The sequence below is a fragment of the Pedobacter sp. 22226 genome (assembly GCF_052045455.1).
Taxonomy (GTDB): domain Bacteria; phylum Bacteroidota; class Bacteroidia; order Sphingobacteriales; family Sphingobacteriaceae; genus Pedobacter; species Pedobacter jeongneungensis.
This window is the reverse complement of record NZ_JBQEPB010000004.1, coordinates 556,402-574,193: the sequence shown is the minus strand read 5'-3', so window position 1 is coordinate 574,193 and position 17,792 is coordinate 556,402. Positions and strand designations below refer to the sequence as shown.

General features: G+C 37.8%; 23 protein-coding genes. 6 read left to right on the top strand and 17 right to left on the bottom strand.

Annotation, left to right across the window (positions count from 1 at the left end; translation table 11 throughout):
- Positions 1-95 precede the first annotated feature (95 nt).
- Complete coding sequence (gene rlmD, locus ACTJKC_RS12010; RefSeq protein ID WP_440792190.1) at positions 96-1,526, bottom strand: 23S rRNA (uracil(1939)-C(5))-methyltransferase RlmD; 1,431 nt, start codon at positions 1,524-1,526, stop codon at positions 96-98.
- Between the two features lie 195 nt (positions 1,527-1,721).
- On the bottom strand, positions 1,722-1,832 hold the full coding sequence (locus tag ACTJKC_RS12005) for a phenylalanyl-tRNA synthetase subunit alpha (protein ID WP_440792188.1): 111 nt from the start codon (positions 1,830-1,832) through the stop codon (positions 1,722-1,724).
- Positions 1,833-2,046: 214 nt separating this feature from the next.
- Here ACTJKC_RS12005 and ACTJKC_RS12000 point away from each other — a divergent pair, with 214 nt between their 5' ends.
- Both ACTJKC_RS12000 and ACTJKC_RS11995 read left to right on the top strand, forming a co-directional pair.
- Positions 2,047-2,505, top strand: coding sequence for a DoxX family protein (locus ACTJKC_RS12000; protein WP_440792186.1), 459 nt, complete (start codon positions 2,047-2,049; stop codon positions 2,503-2,505).
- Positions 2,506-2,549: 44 nt separating this feature from the next.
- On the top strand, positions 2,550-4,253 hold the full coding sequence (locus ACTJKC_RS11995; protein ID WP_440792184.1) for a M28 family peptidase: 1,704 nt from the start codon (positions 2,550-2,552) through the stop codon (positions 4,251-4,253).
- Between the two features lies 1 nt (position 4,254).
- On the opposite strand, the gene rhuM is transcribed toward ACTJKC_RS11995, so the two are convergent.
- Entirely contained in the window at positions 4,255-5,244 is a 990-nt protein-coding gene (gene rhuM, locus ACTJKC_RS11990; RefSeq protein WP_440792182.1) for a RhuM family protein, read from the bottom strand.
- A gap of 39 nt (positions 5,245-5,283) precedes the next feature.
- On the opposite strand from rhuM, the gene crtD reads away from it, so the two are divergent.
- A complete protein-coding gene (gene crtD, locus ACTJKC_RS11985) occupies positions 5,284-6,771 on the top strand; it encodes a 1-hydroxycarotenoid 3,4-desaturase CrtD (protein ID WP_440792180.1) in 1,488 nt (495 codons plus the stop codon).
- 218 nt (positions 6,772-6,989) lie between these two features.
- Here crtD and ACTJKC_RS11980 read toward each other — a convergent pair whose 3' ends face one another.
- The 5 genes from ACTJKC_RS11980 to ACTJKC_RS11960 are packed head-to-tail and all read right to left on the bottom strand — an operon-like array spanning position 6,990 to position 10,757.
- Complete coding sequence (locus ACTJKC_RS11980; protein ID WP_440792178.1) at positions 6,990-7,493, bottom strand: shikimate kinase; 504 nt, start codon at positions 7,491-7,493, stop codon at positions 6,990-6,992.
- A 19-nt stretch (positions 7,494-7,512) separates the two neighbouring features.
- The gene (locus ACTJKC_RS11975; protein WP_440792176.1) at positions 7,513-7,959 is read right to left on the bottom strand and encodes a DinB family protein; all 447 of its coding nucleotides are present in this window, start codon (positions 7,957-7,959) and stop codon (positions 7,513-7,515) included.
- A 3-nt stretch (positions 7,960-7,962) separates the two neighbouring features.
- Entirely contained in the window at positions 7,963-9,018 is a 1,056-nt protein-coding gene (locus tag ACTJKC_RS11970) for an ABC transporter permease (RefSeq protein WP_440792174.1), read from the bottom strand.
- A 1-nt stretch (position 9,019) separates the two neighbouring features.
- Positions 9,020-10,171, bottom strand: a complete 1,152-nt coding sequence (locus ACTJKC_RS11965; RefSeq protein ID WP_440792172.1) for a BT_3928 family protein — start codon at positions 10,169-10,171, stop codon at positions 9,020-9,022.
- Positions 10,172-10,211: 40 nt separating this feature from the next.
- On the bottom strand, positions 10,212-10,757 hold the full coding sequence (locus ACTJKC_RS11960; protein WP_344853437.1) for a DUF1599 domain-containing protein: 546 nt from the start codon (positions 10,755-10,757) through the stop codon (positions 10,212-10,214).
- Positions 10,758-10,856: 99 nt separating this feature from the next.
- Here ACTJKC_RS11960 and folP point away from each other — a divergent pair, with 99 nt between their 5' ends.
- The 3 genes from folP (at position 10,857) to cdaA (ending at position 13,185) form a co-directional block, all read left to right on the top strand.
- A complete protein-coding gene (gene folP / locus ACTJKC_RS11955) occupies positions 10,857-11,711 on the top strand; it encodes a dihydropteroate synthase (RefSeq protein ID WP_440792170.1) in 855 nt (284 codons plus the stop codon).
- 165 nt (positions 11,712-11,876) lie between these two features.
- Positions 11,877-12,239 carry a four helix bundle protein gene (locus tag ACTJKC_RS11950; RefSeq protein WP_440792168.1) on the top strand — a complete coding sequence of 121 codons (363 nt, stop codon included), beginning with the start codon at positions 11,877-11,879 and terminating at the stop codon, positions 12,237-12,239.
- A 154-nt stretch (positions 12,240-12,393) separates the two neighbouring features.
- Positions 12,394-13,185, top strand: coding sequence for a diadenylate cyclase CdaA (cdaA, locus tag ACTJKC_RS11945; protein WP_025145565.1), 792 nt, complete (start codon positions 12,394-12,396; stop codon positions 13,183-13,185).
- Positions 13,186-13,429: 244 nt separating this feature from the next.
- Here the strand turns inward: cdaA and ACTJKC_RS11940 are convergent, their stop codons facing one another.
- From ACTJKC_RS11940 to ACTJKC_RS11900, 9 genes are all read right to left on the bottom strand, one after another.
- Positions 13,430-13,840, bottom strand: coding sequence for a BrxA/BrxB family bacilliredoxin (locus ACTJKC_RS11940; protein ID WP_025145566.1), 411 nt, complete (start codon positions 13,838-13,840; stop codon positions 13,430-13,432).
- A 106-nt stretch (positions 13,841-13,946) separates the two neighbouring features.
- A complete protein-coding gene (locus ACTJKC_RS11935) occupies positions 13,947-14,438 on the bottom strand; it encodes a CCC motif membrane protein (protein WP_440792165.1) in 492 nt (163 codons plus the stop codon).
- 8 nt (positions 14,439-14,446) lie between these two features.
- A complete protein-coding gene (locus tag ACTJKC_RS11930) occupies positions 14,447-14,767 on the bottom strand; it encodes a DUF2752 domain-containing protein (protein WP_344853440.1) in 321 nt (106 codons plus the stop codon).
- A complete protein-coding gene (locus tag ACTJKC_RS11925; RefSeq protein WP_440792163.1) occupies positions 14,748-15,182 on the bottom strand; it encodes a YkvA family protein in 435 nt (144 codons plus the stop codon). The genes ACTJKC_RS11930 and ACTJKC_RS11925 overlap by 20 nt, the downstream gene beginning before the upstream one ends.
- 18 nt (positions 15,183-15,200) lie before the next feature.
- A complete protein-coding gene (locus tag ACTJKC_RS11920; RefSeq protein ID WP_440792161.1) occupies positions 15,201-16,085 on the bottom strand; it encodes a YARHG domain-containing protein in 885 nt (294 codons plus the stop codon).
- 16 nt (positions 16,086-16,101) lie between these two features.
- The gene (locus tag ACTJKC_RS11915) at positions 16,102-16,734 is read right to left on the bottom strand and encodes a DUF2306 domain-containing protein (RefSeq protein ID WP_440792159.1); all 633 of its coding nucleotides are present in this window, start codon (positions 16,732-16,734) and stop codon (positions 16,102-16,104) included.
- On the bottom strand, positions 16,735-17,142 hold the full coding sequence (locus ACTJKC_RS11910) for a hypothetical protein (RefSeq protein WP_440792157.1): 408 nt from the start codon (positions 17,140-17,142) through the stop codon (positions 16,735-16,737).
- Between the two features lie 12 nt (positions 17,143-17,154).
- Positions 17,155-17,562, bottom strand: a complete 408-nt coding sequence (locus tag ACTJKC_RS11905) for a putative toxin-antitoxin system toxin component, PIN family (protein ID WP_440792155.1) — start codon at positions 17,560-17,562, stop codon at positions 17,155-17,157.
- A 5-nt stretch (positions 17,563-17,567) separates the two neighbouring features.
- On the bottom strand, positions 17,568-17,783 hold the full coding sequence (locus ACTJKC_RS11900) for a hypothetical protein (protein WP_440792153.1): 216 nt from the start codon (positions 17,781-17,783) through the stop codon (positions 17,568-17,570).
- Positions 17,784-17,792 lie beyond the last annotated feature (9 nt).

Here is a 17,792-nt window from a genome sequence, read left to right as displayed (position 1 = left end):
TTTGAATGAGAGAATGATTGAATGTTTACAAGCGGTTAGCCCCTTCTCTAAGTCAATCATTTTCTCATTCAATCATTCTCTCATTTAATCATTTCTTATTTCAACCTTAACAATACTACATTCTCTACGTGCTGTGTATGTGGGAACATATCAACCGGTTTAATGCGAACAACATCGTATTTTTCTTTTAACAGTTCCAAATCGCGGGCCTGTGTAGCGGCATTACAACTTACATACACAATCTTTTCTGATTCCATTTCCAGTAAACGTTGTACTACATCAGCATGCATCCCGGCACGTGGCGGATCGGTAATTACCACATCAGGCTTACCGTGTGCTAAAATAAATTCAGCAGTCAAGATATCTTTCATATCTCCGGCATAAAAGATTGTATTATTAATCCCATTCAGTTCAGAGTTAAAATTTGCATCTTCAATTGCGGTTGGCACATATTCTACCCCTACCACCTTTTTCACATTTTTTGCAATAAAATTTGCAATGGTTCCTGCACCGGTATATAAATCGTAAACCAGTTCGTCACCTTTAAATCCGGCAAAATCCCTTGTAATTTTATAAAGTTCGAAAGCCTGTTCAGAATTGGTCTGGTAAAAAGATTTTACCCCGATTTTAAAGCGGACTACATCCTCACCTGTTAGTCCGGCAGGCATTTCTTCAAAAATATGATCGCGACCTGAGAACAATACTACCTCCTGATCGAAAATGGTATCGTTTTTCTTTTGGTTAACAATATATAAAAGTGAAGTAATCTGAGGGAATTCGGTTTTAAGGAAATTCATTAAGCCATCCACCTGTGCTTGCTCCGGATAAGCGAATACCACCGCCACCATCACTTCGCCCGTAGTAGATGTACGGATAATCAGGTTACGTAAAACACCTTCGTGGTTGCGTAAATCGTAAAAAGACAGACCATTTTCCAATGCATATTTACGTACCGAATTTCTGATGGAATTGGAAGGTTCATCCTGAAGATAACAATGTTCGATGTCTAAAATTTTATCGAAACGTAACGGTACGTGAAAACCCAATGCATTCATATCGAAATCTTCGTCGCGCTCCACATCAGTTTTCTCCAGCCAGCGTTTGTTAGAGAAAGTAAATTCGAGTTTATTGCGATAATACCTGTTTTTTTCTGAACCTAAAATCGGTTCTGTATTGGAGGTGTCTATTTTACCAAGGCGTTGTAAAGCAGCCTCAACATTTTTTTGTTTAAATTTCAATTGAGCATCGTAACCCATGTGCTGCCATTTGCAACCACCACAGGTTCCGAAATGAGGACAAAAAGGATCGGTACGCAATGCAGATTTTTCATGCAACTGCTCAATAATCGCTTCCGCAAAATTCTTTTTCTTTTTGGTCAGGCGTACATCAACTACGTCGCCAGGAACGGCTTTGTCAACAAAAATAACCAATTCGTCGGCCTTGCCAACACCTTTTCCTTCTTCAGCAATATCGATTATTTGTACGTTTGGAACTATTGTTACCGTACCGGGTTTTCTTCTACTCATTATTTTGCAAAGATAAGGCAAAAGGCTGAAAGACTAAAGTAGAAAGCTTAGGTCAGAATGAATACAAATAATTAGGTTGAACGAGACTGAAGGTGGAGGTAAAGAGCTGGAAGATTTAGCTCTAATATAAAAATTAAGGCAATATCATCCTGATCGAACTAAGATTTGTCCGTTTTTAAAATCCGGATGTTAAAATTATTTTCCAAAAAATTTAAATGCTGCTCCCCAGAAGCCACCTAACCAGTTAAATTTTAGGTCAAATTTTTCATCTACCTGTACAGAAAACTCTAATATTTCTTTGCTCATGATAAAAAACCTATCTATTTAAGCAATAATACAAAATTCATACCGAAAACCAAAATGGTACAGATTAATTTTATGTTAATTTTTACATCAAATGGTTAAATGCATCCTTTATTTTGAAACTAAGTTACATACTACTGATTTTCAGCAATTTATTTGATAAATAAATATAAATCCGTAACTTAATATATCATTCACATAAAAATGGAGGTTCATTATGAACGTTATCCGTAAAATTGAACATTGGGGAGATGTTCATCACTCGAAATGGCTGGATTATCTGCGCATTATCCTTGGCCTTGTCATTTTTGGAAAAGGTGTATCTTTTATCAGCGACACGTCGGTACTCCAGAATATGATCACACAAAACAATGTATTTGGTTTCTCAGGAATGCTGATTAGTGTAGCCATTCATGTTGTGGCCTTTGCACATTTGGTTGGCGGTATTCTGATCACCCTGGGCCTGGTTACCCGCTTTGCTGTGGTCATCCAGATCCCAATTTTACTATTCGCTGTGTTTTTTATTAACCTTACCCCGGGTTTCTCTACGCCAAATTCGGAATTGTGGTTTTCGGTGCTGATTTTATTTCTGCTCATTATGTTCTGGGTGGTAGGTTCGGGCCCGTTATCGGTTGATGAAGGATTAAAAAACAAAACAGGAAAGCGTTACGCTTAACCAACATTAAATATTCTTAGTATCTTTCGTTTTTATACAGAATCATGAAAACGAAGATACTTTTTGTACTGCTTTTTGCGGGATTGTCGGGTTACGCTCAAACCTCTACCGACGATTATTTCAAATTAACACGCACTGGTTTTAACGAAAAAAACGCTTACGAAACCACCGATTTTGTAGAAAAATATTTTCGTGTGCCCGGTAATACGGGCTTTAATGCGAGTATTCATTATGTGGAAAACATCCTTAAAAAAGCTGGTTTTGTAGAACAGAAACAAAACGAATTTGAAGCCCCATTAACTTATCGCATCGAAAAAAGGGCGATGAAAAATAATACCTGGGAGCCTGTTGATGCCAATATCGATATTGTTGGAGAAACCCAGCCACTTATTTCTTTTAAAACCAACCGCAACATGATCCCGATTAATTGCGGTTCAACTCCTGTTGACGGCGTTACAGCCAATGTGGTTTATATTGAAAAAATAAATCAAGCGGAAATAGAAAAAATGTACCTGAAAGGGAAAATCCTGTTTTCAGAAAACAATCCATCACGATTACTTCAAATTGCTGCCAAGGCAGGCGCAATTGGTGTTTTAGGTTATTCGATGCCAAAGTACACCCAGCCAGAAGTACATCAAACCTCTATTCAGTTCGGCAGTATGAAAGCCAATAGTGAGGTATGGACTTTGCTCCTGTCTTACGCCGCTAAAGAAAAGTTAAAAGCAGCCTGTTTAAAAGGCGAAACGAAATTGAAAGTAAACATCCAGACTAAAATTTACCCTTCAGAAGAATTAACCATTGTAGCAAACGTTAAGGGCAGTGTAAACCCTACCGAGCGTTTTGTATTCAGTGCGCACGTGCAGGAGCCGGGTGCAAACGATAATGCGAGCGGTGTTGGTACATTGGCTGAGATGGCGAGGCTAACGGCAGAATTATTTCAGGCAAAAAAGATCAGTCCGAAGCGTACTTTAACTTTTTTATGGGGTGACGAAATTGTATCTACGAGACGATATATTACGGAAGATACCACCCGCGCTAAAGGCATTTTATGGGGAATGAGCCTGGACATGGTGGGCGAGGATACCAAAAAAACGGGAGGTTCTTTTCTGATCGAAAAAATGCCTGATCCATCTGCCATCTGGACAAGGGGAACAGATAAACATACCGAATGGGGCGCTGGCGATGTTGGAGAAAAAGATCTTTTCCCGCATTATTTTAACGATTTTATTTTCGACATCTGCAAGGCACAGGGAAAATTTGCGAACTGGACAGTTAATTACAATCCTTTTGAAGGAGGTAGTGACCATACCCCATTTTTACAGCATAAAATCCCGGGATTATTGATGTGGCACTTTACGGATGTATTTTACCATACTGATAATGACCGGATTGATAAAGTTTCGGCCACAGAAATGAAAAACGTTGGCATAAGTGGTTTAACTGCAGCTTATACTTTAATTTCTGCTGATGAAAACACAGCTATAGCTACTGTTTCGCAAGTGAAAGCAGACGCCTTAATTCGCTTAAAAACTGAATTTGAATTGAGCAGAAAAGCCATTGCCGATGGAAAAGCCGCAAATGATGAGAAACATATTATCGAAGTTTGGTGCAAATGGTATATTGATGCTTTAGCAACCATTAATAAAATGCCTGTAAAACCAGAAACCACCAGAGTAGGTTCAGCCATTAAATTTGCCACCAACGAGATTGAAAAGCAAACGAAAGTGTACCTGGATGAGTTGAAGTAGTTTAGTTTTTATAGTTGATTAAATTAACCACTACTTTAACCATCATCTCTTTTTCTTTAGGATCGCTTTCTGCAATGAGTAAGGTAAGCGCAACCAGTGCATTATCGGCAATTCTTTTTGTACCATCTTCGCGATAGAGCATTTTGTTTTTATCCAGAAACCAGACAAATAAAAAGGCAGCGATCCGTTTATTTCCATCAGAAAATGAATGGTTTTTTACGACGAAATATAATAGATTGGCCGCCTTTTCTTCCATACTCGGATAAAGTTCTTCTCCATCAAATGTTTGATAAATGGTGTATAATGAACTTTTAAATGATTGGTCTTTTTCATTGCCAAAAAGTTTGCTTCCACCAAATTTTACCCTCAAATCATCTATGGCTTCAAGTGCAGAATCGTAATCTATTTTAAAATCGCCTTTATGGTTAGAAACTTCATTTTCCAGTTGTTGATGGTCGTAACGATCAAGAACATCTAAAGCATAAACATAGTCTGTAAGAATTTTAAAAGTATCCTTTAGCTCATCATTATTAAGCAAGTGGTTGTTTTGAACAGTAGCAACCAATTTAATCGCCTGCTTTAATTCTATAAGTTGCTGGGTTTGTTCCTGTAATTTTTTATGATTTAAGGCATAACCTTTTATCAGATAATCTTTTAAAATCTGATTGGCCCATATGCGGAATTGTGTTGCTTTAATTGAATTTACCCTGTAGCCAATTGATAAAACCATATCAAGACTATAAATATCAACTGTCCTTTTCACATGTCGTACACCTTCAACTCGAACTATTTCCATTTTGGAAATAGTTGATTTATCCAATTCTTTATCCTTATATATATTCTTGACGTGTTTATTAATCGCCGGAACCTGAGTACCAAAAACCTCAGCAATCTGTTTCTGCGTTAGCCAAAGCGTTTCATTTTTAATTGCCACTTCTATTGCCGGCAGCCCCTCTTCATTTTTATAAATTATAATTTCATCTTTTGTCATTGCCTTAAGTTAGTAAAATATTTATTCTATTTTCGCAATATGCCTAAACCAAAAGCCATAGTTATCGGTGCCGGAATTGCGGGAATTGCATCTGCTATCCGCCTCGCTGTAAAAGGTTATGAAGTTGATGTTTTCGAAGCCAACTCAAAACCCGGGGGCAAACTGGGTGAAATAAAAATGAATGGTTTCAGGTTTGATACCGGCCCGAGCCTGTTTACCATGCCACAATATGTGGATGAACTTTTTAAACTGGCAGGTAAAAATCCTGAAGATTATTTTAAATACATCAAACTAAAAGAAGTTTGCCGTTATTTTTATGAAGATGGTTTAAGGCTAAGTGCCAGTTCCGATCTTGATAAATTTGCAAAAGACATAGAAGAAAAAACAAATTCAACTGCAGCAGAAGTCCAGCGATATTTAAAAAAAAGCGAAACGATCTACGAGGTTACCCATCGGGTATTTTTAGAAAGAAGTTTGCATAAACTTAAAAGCTACCTGCACTGGGATACTTTAAAATCGATCTTTCGTTTTGGTCAGATTGATGCCTTTAGAACACAGGCGAAAGCCAACCAATCATTTTTTAAAGATGACCGGATTACGCAACTTTTTAATCGTTATGCTACCTACAACGGTTCAGACCCCTATCAGGCACCGGCAACATTGAATGTAATTCCACATTTCGAGTATCACTTTGGCGCCTTTCTTCCAAAAGAAGGGATGTATGGCATTGTTAAGGCTTTAATTAAATTGGCTGAAGAGCTGGGCATCAGGTTTCATTACAACCAAAAAGTAGAAGAAATTTTATGCACTAATGAAGGCAAAGCAAAAATAAATGGTGTAAAAGTTAACGACAAAACTTATAAAGCGGATATAGTGATTTCTAACCTTGATATCTGGTTTACCTATAAAAATCTGCTTAAAACCATACCTGAGCCTAAAAAATTATTAAACCAGGAGCGCAGCAGCTCAGCGTTGATTTTTTATTGGGGCATGGATGGCAATTACAGTGATTTAGGTTTACACAATATTTTCTTCACTGAAGATTATCAAAAGGAATTTAATACCATCTGGAAAGATAAAACCATTTGTAATGACCCTACTGTTTACATTAATATCAGTGCTAAGCATATTAGAGGTGATGCACCTGCAGATGGTGAAAACTGGTTTGTAATGATCAATGTACCAGCAAACACGGGGCAAAACTGGGATCAATTAATTAAAGAGGCGAAAACAAATATCATCAAAAAAATCAGTCGTATTTTAAATCGGAACATCGAAAAAGATATCATTTGCGAGCAGATTCTTGATCCCAGGAGCATCGAAAATAAAACAGGATCGTATCAGGGATCTTTGTACGGCAACAGCTCAAACAATCAGTTTTCTGCCTTTTTACGGCACTCTAATTTTAGCTCGAAAGTTAAAAATCTGTACTTCTGTGGAGGCAGTGTACATCCGGGCGGAGGAATTCCGCTTGCATTGTTATCGGCGAAGATAATTGATGATGATATTAGTTCAATGGTCCATTAGTCATTGGTTCATTGGTCAATAGTTTATTGGTTCATAGCTTATTAGTTAAATAGTCATGGCTTAAAGCGATCACTAGCCTTAATTTTCTTAACTTCTTAATGGTCAAACTATAGACAAGCCGTTTACTGGCTTCGGATCTCAGACTTCTGACTATTTGATGGTGAATTATTAAATCGGTGAATTGACTTCAAGCGCCCGACTTAGCAAGGGCCAATCGACTAAAGACTTCCCTTAATCGCTTCCTCCAGCTTTTCTCCATCCAGATCAAATGCATCTACTATTATTTTCGCCTTAGTATAAAAAGGATCACGTTCCTGGAGTTTTTCTTTTATAAAGATCAAAAGTTGCTCATCATCCAGATCTTTAATTAAGGGGCGTTTTTGGCGGTTATGTAAACGCGACACCAAAGCTGCAGGTTCCATTTGCAGGTACACCGTTTCGCCATGCGCATTCATCCATTCCATATTGTCGAAGAAACAAGGTAAACCACCTCCGGTAGCTACCACGCATGTTTCAGGATAATCGTACGTTTTAAGCATTTCGCTTTCATAATCCCTGAAACCACTTTCTCCGAATTCAGCAAAATATTCGGCAATGGTTTTACCTGTTTTCGAAACAATTTCGGCATCCATGTCAATTACAGGGCAATCTAAGCGATGCGCCAGTTGTTTTGCCTTGGTGCTTTTACCGCAGCCCATATATCCGATAAGGAAAATTTTCATGTGTGTTTCTTATATCGACCTATAATAAATGGTCGCGTTTTAACATTATATAATCGGTTACAGGCGGCGTAAAACCTGCCTTTTTCAACCAAGTTACAACCTGTCCGCGATGATAAGTAGAATGATTAAATAAATGAAATAAAATCTCATCTATCCGGTTTTCATACTGATCGCCCCTTGAATTACTATAGAAAATCAGTTTATCTAAAGAATAATTATTCAACGCTGCCCTGATCAGTTTAAAATTATCAGCCGAAAGGCTTTCAAAATTTTCTTTTGGGTGGATATCCCAAACGCCATAAAGCGGTTTTTTACCCGATATCCGTTGTGCCCAGATATGTTGTGCATTGAGCACATGACTAAATAACCGTTCAGCATCGGGCAGTTCAACTGTTGCCAGTTTAAATATTTCGATAATCCGGCCATCGGCAAGCTCGGTATATTTGATGATTTCCTCTTCCTGCATCGTTTAACTTAATTTAACCCTTGGATCAACATAGGCATATAAAATATCAACGAGGATATTGATCACCACAAATACAAAAGCGATAAAAAGAATAGAACCCATCACCACCGGGAAATCAGACATTTCTAAAGCAGTTACCGTCGTCCTTCCCAGCCCATTATAGCCAAAAATATATTCAACAAAAAAGGAACCGGCCAGCAGAGAGGCAAACCATCCTGAAATGGCTGTAATTACCGGATTCATGGCATTTTTTAAAGCATGTTTGTAAATAATGGCATTTCTGCTTAACCCTTTAGCACGTGCGGTGCGGATGTAATCCTGTGCCAGCACATCCAACATGGCGCTCCGGGTAAGCTGTACTATAATGGCCAGGGGCCTTAAACCCAAAGTAATCATTGGCAACCACAAATTTCTAAGCGTGAGAACTTCTCCATTAAACGGATCGTAAGAATATAAGCTCCCGCTCATTTTTAAGCCTGTATAATTGCTCAGTAAAAATCCAAAAAGCCAGGCAATGATAATCCCGGCGAAAAATGAAGGAGCGGAAATTCCCAAAATGGCAAATGCATTGGCCGATTTATCAATCCATGTATCTTTATATACTGCTGATAAAACGCCTAAAAACACGCCGATAATAGTTGCGAAAATCATTGCCGTTAGCGCCAGGATAAAGGTATTAGGTACCGTTTCGGAAAGAATTGCGGTAACATCGCGTTTGGTTTGGTATGAACTGCGAAGATAAGGCCATTTTAATGCCAGCACTTTTTTATCAAAAGCAATCAGCTTTGCATAATGATATTTCTGCTTAATGGTGCTATCGTTATCCAGAATACTGATTGGCGATAAATCATTGATATACAAAACAAACTGGACGGGTTTGGAGCGGTCTAAACCAAACTCTTTCCGAACAGCTTCAAGCGATTGCACATCTGCCCGTTGTCCCATCGTCATCCGTGCCGGATCACCGGGTAAAATATTGAAGAGCACAAAAACTACCAATATCACACCACTCATTACCAGTAGTCCGTAAATTAGTTTTTTTAATGCGTATCCGATCATACTATTTATCGAAATATTTCCTGCTCAACTGATCGAAAGTTGGCACATTATGAAAATGCCATTTATTAATCACCACGCCATTTTTCATCAGCAAAACACCAGGATTCGCCCTTACCATACTCTTTAACGGCACAGCGTCGGCATAAAACACTTCAGAAAACAAGTTGTTCTTTTTGATAAAAGCCTGCGCATCCTGTGCAGAGTTAGAAGTAAGCAACACAGTACGGATATTAAACTGCTGCGTAGCATTGATGGCCAGGGCATTTAATTTACCTATGGCTGCCTCATTTGTACTGTGAAGATCGTAGGCCACAAAAATTAAATTATAGTATGGATTTTCGATCAGTTCTTTGGTATAATCGGTACCAGAAGCATCGGTAATGTTTAAATCTTTTATTTTAGGTTCAAATCCTTTTTTTACAAGGTTTTTTGTAGGCTCACCTATAATTTCCCAATTGCTGTCCTTCCAGATTTCGGTTTTAAGGTAATCCTTATCGCTCATATCCTTCTCTTCTTTCGTTTTTTTGTTCTTCAGGTGGTACATAATCTCAAATTCATCAGGTTTTTCTCCCGGAGGAATCACCATTAATGATGGAATATGTGCACCAACTTTATAAGGCAGAAAATCGATAACGGGCAGCACATTATAGGTGTACAGACCAAAACCTAGAGAAACAGCCGTTACTGCAAGGGCAATATTTCTTTGTGTGGCTTCTTTTTTGAATAATGGCTGAATGAGGTCTTTTTTCAAGAAAATAATTATAATCAGCGCCAATAGAATCAGATCTTTGCTAAACGACTGCCAGGGGGTAAGCGGAATGGCATCGCCAAAACAACCGCAACTGGTAACCACTTTAAATGCCGCAGAAATAAAGGTTAACAGCGTAAAGAAAATGATGAGCAGCAATAAACCCCATGCAACTTTTTTGCTCCAGAAACCCAGTAACAATAATGCACCCAGCACAATTTCCAAAGTACAGAGTAAAATGGCAATGCCAGTAGCCAATCCACTGAGGAAATTCATGTGAAAAACTTCAAAATATTCCTGCAGTTTATAGCCAAAACCAAGCGGGTCATTCGCTTTAATCAATCCTGAAAATATGAATAAGGCACCTACAAAAAATCGGGAAAATCTTAAAAGTACGTTTTGCATCAGTATAATTGTTTTCTAGTGGTGATGAGGCAACTTCATTTTATTTAACACCTAACTTAATCAACGCAAAAACCGAATAGTTCAGCATGTCCTGATAATTCGCTTTTACACCTTCAGAAGCCAGGGTCTGTCCTTCATTATCTTCAATCTGTTTAACCCTAAAAATTTTCATCAAAATGAGATCGGTTAAGGAACTAACGCGCATATCGCGCCAGGCCTCTCCATAATCATGGTTTTTGGCAAACATTAAATCTTTGGTCTCCGTTACTTTATCTTCAAACCGTTTCTCAACTTCAGCATAAGGCATTTCGTTGGGGTCGCTTTCAGTCAGTTCGAGCTGCATCATTGCAATCACACAATAGTTTACAATACCAATGTATTCGGATACTACGCCCTCTCCTACCTTACTAACTTTTTTTTCTTCTAAGGTACGGATACGCTGCGCTTTGATGAAAATCTGATCGGTGATCGAACTTGGTCTTAAAATCCGCCATGCAGTGCCGTAATCTTTAGTCTTTTTTAAAAATAATGATCTGCAAACCGCAATCACTTCATCAAATTCTGTAGAGGTATTTGTTTGTGCCAAAGCCAATAATTATTTAGTTTTTAGTGTATTTTTGTCGTGAAAAAACAAAAGCTAAAGATACATTTTTAAAGCGAAACCCAAATCCCGAAAGGGTTTATTATGGCAGAAAAAAACTTTTTTGAGCCCAAACAAAGCTTAAACGTCAACGGTAAACTTATCGATTTAAGTACACCAAAAGTAATGGGGATTTTGAACATTACCCCCGATTCTTTTTACAGCAACAGCCGTACAAAAACCATAGATGACGCTTTAACCAAAGCCGCCCAATTTTTAAATGAGGGGGCCACTTTTATCGATATCGGTGGATATTCTTCACGTCCGGGGGCCAAAGATATTTCAGCAGAGGAAGAAACAGACCGTTTAGTTCCGGTAGTTGAAGTTTTAGCGAAGGAATTTCCGGAAGCAGTAATTTCTATTGATACCTTTAGGGCCAAAGTGGCCGAAGCAACTATTTTAGCAGGTGCGCACATCATTAATGATATTGCCAGTGGCGATATGGACGAGAAAATGTTCGAAACGGTAGCCAAATTACAGGTGCCCTATATAATGATGCACATGCAGGGTACCCCACAAAACATGCAGCAAAATCCGGTTTATAACAATGTACTTTTAGAAGTTATTGATTATCTGGCGGAAAAAGTGGCAGCACTTAAAGCGCTACACATCCACGACGTCATTATCGACCCGGGTTTTGGTTTCGGAAAAACAACTGATCATAATTACGAACTGCTTAACCGCATGGAAGCCTTCAAAATATTCAAACTCCCGGTTTTGGTTGGCTTCTCCCGTAAGGGAATGATTTATAAAACCCTCGGTACTACCGCAGCAGATGCACTAAATGGAACCACTGTATTGAATACGATTGCGCTGCAAAAAGGTGCAAATATTTTAAGGGTGCATGATGTAAGGGAAGCGGTGGAGTGCGTGAGGTTGGTAGAAAGGTTAACTGGTTAATTGTTTAAATCGGTTAACTGACAAGAAATAGCTAATCGGTTAATTGTTTATCGGTAAAGTGATCGTGCGTGATGCAGGTATTAATTGATTATTTAAGATTATTAAGTTAAATTCATCTCAAATATTCCTATTCTCGATTCACATCTAATGATTAATCTTAATTATATGCATGTTTATTCGTTTGAAAGATTAGATACCTGGCAAAAAGCCAGAAAACTTAGAAAAGACATTTACAATTTAGCCAAAAGATTCCCAAAGGATGAAATGTTTGGCTTAACCAGTCAGATAAAGAGATCATCGAGCAGCATCGGTGATTGTTTGGCTGAAGGATCGGCACGAATTACTGCAAAAGATAAGGCACATTTCATCACTATGTCTTACTCAAGCACAATAGAAACCATTAATCACATCATCGGAGCATACGATTTGGAGTATATTAACGAAGATGAATATATTTCATTCAGGTTAAAACTCGATGATCTTACAAATAAGTTAAATGCATTACGCAAATCAATATTAAAAAATTAGAGTCCTGAGCCCCCGCAACAATTAACCAGTTAACCAATTTATACAATTAACCTAATCCAAACATTAACCATTTAACCAATTTATACAATTAACCTGCAACTAAACAGTTAACCAATATTGTAAACTGAAATCCGTTTTGCTATCTTGCCACTAAATGAAAGGTTTTGATTTTGACTTCCTTAAAGTATCGCCAACTGATATCGTTGATATCATCCTGGTTGCCTTATTAATTTACTACGTTTATACCCTAATCCGCAATACACTAGCTGTTAACCTGCTTGTTGGGATGTTTATTATCACAGTTTTTTACTGGATAGTAAAGGCCCTGCACATGGAACTGCTAACCGCCATCATAGACAAGTTTATGAGCGTAGGGATTATTGCGCTGATTGTAATTTTCCATCCCGAAATCAGGCGTTTCCTTTTGCTGATCGGGAAGAATGCCTTTTTACAGAAAAACAAAGCCTGGTGGGGTTATTTATTTGGCAGAAAAGAAATTGAAAGGAATAATTTAACAAGGATAAAACCCATTATAGATGCCTGCAAAACCATGAAAAAAACCCGTACGGGTGCATTAATGGTGTTTGTGAAATTTTACGATGAACAGTTTTTTGCCAATAGCTGCGAAATTGTAGATGCCAAAATATCAAAACGTTTGCTGGAAAGTATTTTTCAGAAAAACAGTCCGCTACATGATGGTGCTGTGGTGATTTCTGAAAATAAAATTAAAAGTGCGAGTTGCATTTTGCCTTTAACAGATAACGACCAGTTGCCCTCGCAGTTTGGCTTAAGGCACCGTGCCGGTATTGGTGTTTCTGAAACCACTGATGCAGTTGCAGTAATTATCTCAGAAGAAACCGGAGAAATATCTTATGCGAAACAAGGCCGCGTAAGGATGAACGTTTCGTTTGGGGAGCTGGAGAAGTTATTAAATAAAGATTTTTAAGGCACAGATTAAGAGGATTTAAACCAAGTGTCGTCATCTCGACTGAAGTGTAGTCCCGAATATTCGGGAGAGAGATCTAATCTCGGGACAAATTTTGCTTCGCAGAACCTTCGGGTTCCCGACTGCGTTGCCGCTCGAAATGATGGTATCTCAAAAAAACAAAATGGCGAATGTTTCCACTCGCCATCTCTATATTATTCAGAATTACCCATCAATGTAATCCTTCAATCTGTATAATCAATCTTTAGCAATATTGCTCGAAAGCGCCAATCAGGTTATCAGCGATCATTTGGGCAGGACGGCCTTCAATCTGGTGACGCTCGATCATATGAACCAGTTTACCATCTTTAAATAAAGCCATTGCCGGAGAAGATGGAGGAAAAGGCATCATGTAATTTCTGGCCTGATCTACTGCCTCTTTTTCCATACCTGCAAAAACGGTTACCAATTTATCCGGGTGTTTTTCGTGTGCTGCTGCTGCTCTGGCCGCCGGACGTGCATTTGCTGCCGCACAACCACAAACCGAGTTTACTACTACCAACACCGTACCTTCGCCTTTAATGGCTTGATCTACGTCTGCTGCGTTTTTTAATTCCTGAAAACCCACGTTAGTTAATTCCTTACGCATTGGCTCTACTAAATATTCTGGATACATTATCTTAGTTTTTTATTTACAATTTCAATGATACAAAAATAAGAAAATCGAATGGCATGCACCATCCGATTTATATTTTTAAGGTAAAATTAATCTCGGGTAAATATTATATTCCTCTAAAAATTTTATTGTACATATCTGGATTGGCAATTGCCCCAACTATAACTAAAATCACGATCACAATAAACAATACGCTTAATATTGTGGCAATCATTCCGCAGATTTTACCAGCTTTAGCATTTTTGTATGATGATTCGGTGTACAAACTTGGGTTAAGCTGATATTTTTTCATATCACCTGCACCCAATATCCAGGCAATTACGCCGAATATTAATCCGAATATGCCATAAAAGCAACAAGCAGGAATTGCCAGGATACCCAGCACTAATGAAGCGGTAGCATTAGGCAAATTTTGCTGACCAAAACCTCCTCCAAACTGACCAAACGGTGGTGGTTGCTGAAATGGTGGCGGTTGCTGGAAAGGCGGTGGCGTTACAGGTCCCTGATCAACGGGTTGAAAAGGCGACGGCTCCGGGTTTTGATTCTTTGAAAGATCAATGGGTTTATTTTCTTGAGGATTTTCCTGTTCTTCTGACATCGGTATATTTAGATCAATTGGTGAGTATATATTTTGTAAATGTAATTGATTAAGATAATTACTGCAACACCTGCAAAAACGATTTTAATGAGCTGTGCGCCAAACTTGAAATCTACTTTGAGGTGAACAATGGTAAATAAGACCACAAAAAGGAGTGGAATTGTTGCGGGGTAAAATTTAAATGAGGCGATCAAATCTCCTCTTAAAAGTGCTAAAAAGGAACGTTGTAAGCCACAGCCAGGGCAATCTATCCCAAAATGTGCTTTAAACGGGCAGCTGAACAGATGATTCCCCAGCCAATCGGTAAAACTATGTTGCGGTTGAGCCATTAATATCACCAATAAATTTTCCCTGAGCATCTTTCCAGGCTTTGTATTTTTCTAAGTCTTTAACTACCTGCCTATACACCAGGTTTAAAATATAAATATCATCTACAAAACCAAGCACAGGCACAAAATCCGGAATTACATCTACCGGTGATAAAAAGTAAATCAATCCGCCTAAAATGGCTATAATTGATCTTTTCGGGATTTCGGTGTAGTCTCCGTTAACATAATCTTTCGATACACCAAACAGCAATACCAGCTTCGACCAAACACCTTCCAGATCGCCTTTATTTGTTACTGCCTTCCCTAAAGCATCTTTAATGGTTTTACTGGCCTTAGTTTTATTGCTTAAAATCACCGAAGCCTTATTCTCCGATTTTTTAAAGAAACCCAATATTTTCTCCCTGTTCAATTTCATAGATAATTCTATTACAAATTAACGGCCAAAAGCATCATAATTGTCTTCGGCATATTTGGTAAAGCGGTCTAGCAACTTGATATTTTTATTTTCGACTGAGGTTAAATCATTATCAACGTTGTTTTTAACAGGAACATACCATTCTACCGGATCGAAAAAATTTCTAAAAGTCTGTTTTTTAAAGGCGTAACCATGTCTGGCAAAGATGGTATTTTTAAGAATCTGGAGATCAAGTTTTCTTAAATTCTTTACATCTTCCTCCTTAAGTAGTGTAGTTGAAGCATTCAGTTTGAAAATCTGATCGGAAGCACTTCTGAAAAAAGGATTGGCATCAAGAGTATCTACTGTTCCATCTTCCAAGGTATCCAGCCTTTTTACCATCTTGTGGTCACTCCAGTCTACGTAACTCGATTCTGATGGCAACATCAGGTTTGCATTATACTCAAAGGTTTTTTTGAGTAATTTAAATTCTTTCTCAGGCCATTTAAGTTCTTTTTTATAGGCATTCCATTTTCCTGTTAAAGTATCGCCAACCAGTGTAATTTCGAATTTTCCGTCATATTTTTCGGTGCCGGGTTCATCTAAAACAAAAGTGATTTTACCCCCATCTTCAGATAGCTTACCCAATAACGGACGGCTGTTGCCCGAAACTACACTCTGAGCGATTACCGTATCTTTTGTTATTTTTTTGATGTTGATATTCAGTTTTTCAAAAGCATCCTGCATATCTCCATCGTATTCTAACTGTTCTGCCGTGTAAAAATCGCCAACCCAGAAACCATACAGTTCTTTATGAATTTCTGGTTGAGCCACTGCCGTAGAGTTTACGCCATCTTTCTTTTTTGTATCTCTGCACGACAGCATTAATAGTGGTACCAGAACGAGTAATAAGATTTTTTTCATGGGTTTTAATCTGTTTTTATAGGTCAAACAATTTTCTTTTAATCAGCCATTCAGCAATTAATAAATTGGGTATCCAGCCCAGCCAGGCAATAATCTGATAAACATCCATAGGTGCCGGATGGAATAAATATACCAAAATAACTTTCCAGAGCCTTAAAGTGATGGCAGAAGTTGCCAAGGCAAAACTGCGGTACATCAACTTTTTATGGGCAATTACTTTCCTTTTCAGGATTAACAAGGTTGCTTTCAGGGTAAACCAGAACCATAATACACCTAAAATGATAAAGGAGGTTTTTGCTATTAAGCCGCCATTTGCAAACCAACCCATAACAACACCTGATGGTGAGGCAAGCAACAGTACAAAACTCACGTATAAGTAGCCCAACCATTGATGTATTTTAGGGTATCTAGCTAAAATTTTGCTGTTAAACTGCGTAAAACCAGCCAGCAGCACAAAAATAGCGCTGTACACATGGATATAAAATATGGGCAGGTAGGCTTTAATGCCAGATACTTCGGTCTGTTTAATCTGCAAAAAGGAAACCTCGCTACTCAGTGGAATATAACGCAAGGTAATTTGCACCATCAGCATAAAAAAATAGGCAAAAAACAATAGCCAGGCTACCTGTTTATAGCTGATGTTTTTCATTTACTTTTTATTAAAAAGCAGAAGTAATTTTTTATCGAAAGGAATGGCTACCAGCGCTGCGTTTACCACATCATCTTCGTAAAGCTGCTGCTTTTTAGGGTCGAATACAAAGCGGGCAACAACAGGCATTCTATCTGTATAACTTTCGTGCAGGTTAAAATTATAGGTTTTTGAATATTCCTGTGATGGATCAGTTTTCGGGTTCGGACTGCTTTCGAGCATTATACCGTAAGAGGTACCACCATTTTTCACCACCCTTTCGTAAAGGCCTTTGGTAAGCTGTTTGCAGCGTGGCGAAGTTTCTACAATTTTAAATGCAATCTGTGCTTTGTAGCTTTCTTTTACCTGGGCTTTTGATTGGTATCCGTAAAATACTAAGGTTAAAAGAAGAAACAGGATGTTTTTCATTTTTGAGCAGCGTTATTTTCCAATCATTATTAAAAATTCATCAATTGTCAGGATATTAACTTTAGGAAATTCTATTTGTTTTAAGATTTTAAAATGATGGTCGTTTGTTACGATATAATCAGCATTGCTACACACATAGGCGTCAACATACTTATTATCATCCAAATCAGATAAAATCAGTTTCCATTCAAAATAAACATCAACTTTTTCTACATTTTTAAGATTTAGCAATAATTCAGCGATATTACTTGCTATAAGAAAATTTGTTTTTTGCTCTAAAATTTCGACGTATTCTGAAAGAATATCGTTACTAATTACTGCGTTAAAATATCCACTAAATAAAGCATCAAAAATCGGTCTGTATTTTGATTTTTTAGGAATTGAAACAAGAAGTACATTAATATCTAGTACAACTTTCATTAACGTTATTTTTTCCTTAGATGTTCATTTTTCCAGGATTCAATTGTATTTTCATCCCAATTTTTCTCTTCCCAGAGTTTGTCCATTTCATCTGATGCAGATTTTGCGAAATATTTAACCAACATTTCTTTAATATCATTCAATTGAGCATCAGGTAAATTATATTGAAATAATTTCAATAGCTCAAGCTGAACATTAGTCAATTTCCCTGTAACTTCCATACTTTTCGT

Coding starts and splice junctions, on each gene's coding strand:
- rlmD (WP_440792190.1), bottom strand. CDS start 1,526: ATGAGTAGAAGAAAACCCGGTACGGTAACAATAGTTCCAAACGTACAA.
- ACTJKC_RS12005 (WP_440792188.1), bottom strand. CDS start 1,832: ATGAGCAAAGAAATATTAGAGTTTTCTGTACAGGTAGATGAAAAATTT.
- ACTJKC_RS12000 (WP_440792186.1), top strand. CDS start 2,047: ATGAACGTTATCCGTAAAATTGAACATTGGGGAGATGTTCATCACTCG.
- ACTJKC_RS11995 (WP_440792184.1), top strand. CDS start 2,550: ATGAAAACGAAGATACTTTTTGTACTGCTTTTTGCGGGATTGTCGGGT.
- rhuM (WP_440792182.1), bottom strand. CDS start 5,244: ATGACAAAAGATGAAATTATAATTTATAAAAATGAAGAGGGGCTGCCG.
- crtD (WP_440792180.1), top strand. CDS start 5,284: ATGCCTAAACCAAAAGCCATAGTTATCGGTGCCGGAATTGCGGGAATT.
- ACTJKC_RS11980 (WP_440792178.1), bottom strand. CDS start 7,493: ATGAAAATTTTCCTTATCGGATATATGGGCTGCGGTAAAAGCACCAAG.
- ACTJKC_RS11975 (WP_440792176.1), bottom strand. CDS start 7,959: ATGCAGGAAGAGGAAATCATCAAATATACCGAGCTTGCCGATGGCCGG.
- ACTJKC_RS11970 (WP_440792174.1), bottom strand. CDS start 9,018: ATGATCGGATACGCATTAAAAAAACTAATTTACGGACTACTGGTAATG.
- ACTJKC_RS11965 (WP_440792172.1), bottom strand. CDS start 10,171: ATGCAAAACGTACTTTTAAGATTTTCCCGATTTTTTGTAGGTGCCTTA.
- folP (WP_440792170.1), top strand. CDS start 10,857: ATGGCAGAAAAAAACTTTTTTGAGCCCAAACAAAGCTTAAACGTCAAC.
- ACTJKC_RS11950 (WP_440792168.1), top strand. CDS start 11,877: ATGCATGTTTATTCGTTTGAAAGATTAGATACCTGGCAAAAAGCCAGA.
- cdaA (WP_025145565.1), top strand. CDS start 12,394: ATGAAAGGTTTTGATTTTGACTTCCTTAAAGTATCGCCAACTGATATC.
- ACTJKC_RS11940 (WP_025145566.1), bottom strand. CDS start 13,840: ATGTATCCAGAATATTTAGTAGAGCCAATGCGTAAGGAATTAACTAAC.
- ACTJKC_RS11935 (WP_440792165.1), bottom strand. CDS start 14,438: ATGTCAGAAGAACAGGAAAATCCTCAAGAAAATAAACCCATTGATCTT.
- ACTJKC_RS11930 (WP_344853440.1), bottom strand. CDS start 14,767: ATGGCTCAACCGCAACATAGTTTTACCGATTGGCTGGGGAATCATCTG.
- ACTJKC_RS11925 (WP_440792163.1), bottom strand. CDS start 15,182: ATGAAATTGAACAGGGAGAAAATATTGGGTTTCTTTAAAAAATCGGAG.
- ACTJKC_RS11920 (WP_440792161.1), bottom strand. CDS start 16,085: ATGAAAAAAATCTTATTACTCGTTCTGGTACCACTATTAATGCTGTCG.
- ACTJKC_RS11915 (WP_440792159.1), bottom strand. CDS start 16,734: ATGAAAAACATCAGCTATAAACAGGTAGCCTGGCTATTGTTTTTTGCC.
- ACTJKC_RS11910 (WP_440792157.1), bottom strand. CDS start 17,142: ATGAAAAACATCCTGTTTCTTCTTTTAACCTTAGTATTTTACGGATAC.
- ACTJKC_RS11905 (WP_440792155.1), bottom strand. CDS start 17,562: ATGAAAGTTGTACTAGATATTAATGTACTTCTTGTTTCAATTCCTAAA.
- ACTJKC_RS11900 (WP_440792153.1), bottom strand. CDS start 17,783: ATGGAAGTTACAGGGAAATTGACTAATGTTCAGCTTGAGCTATTGAAA.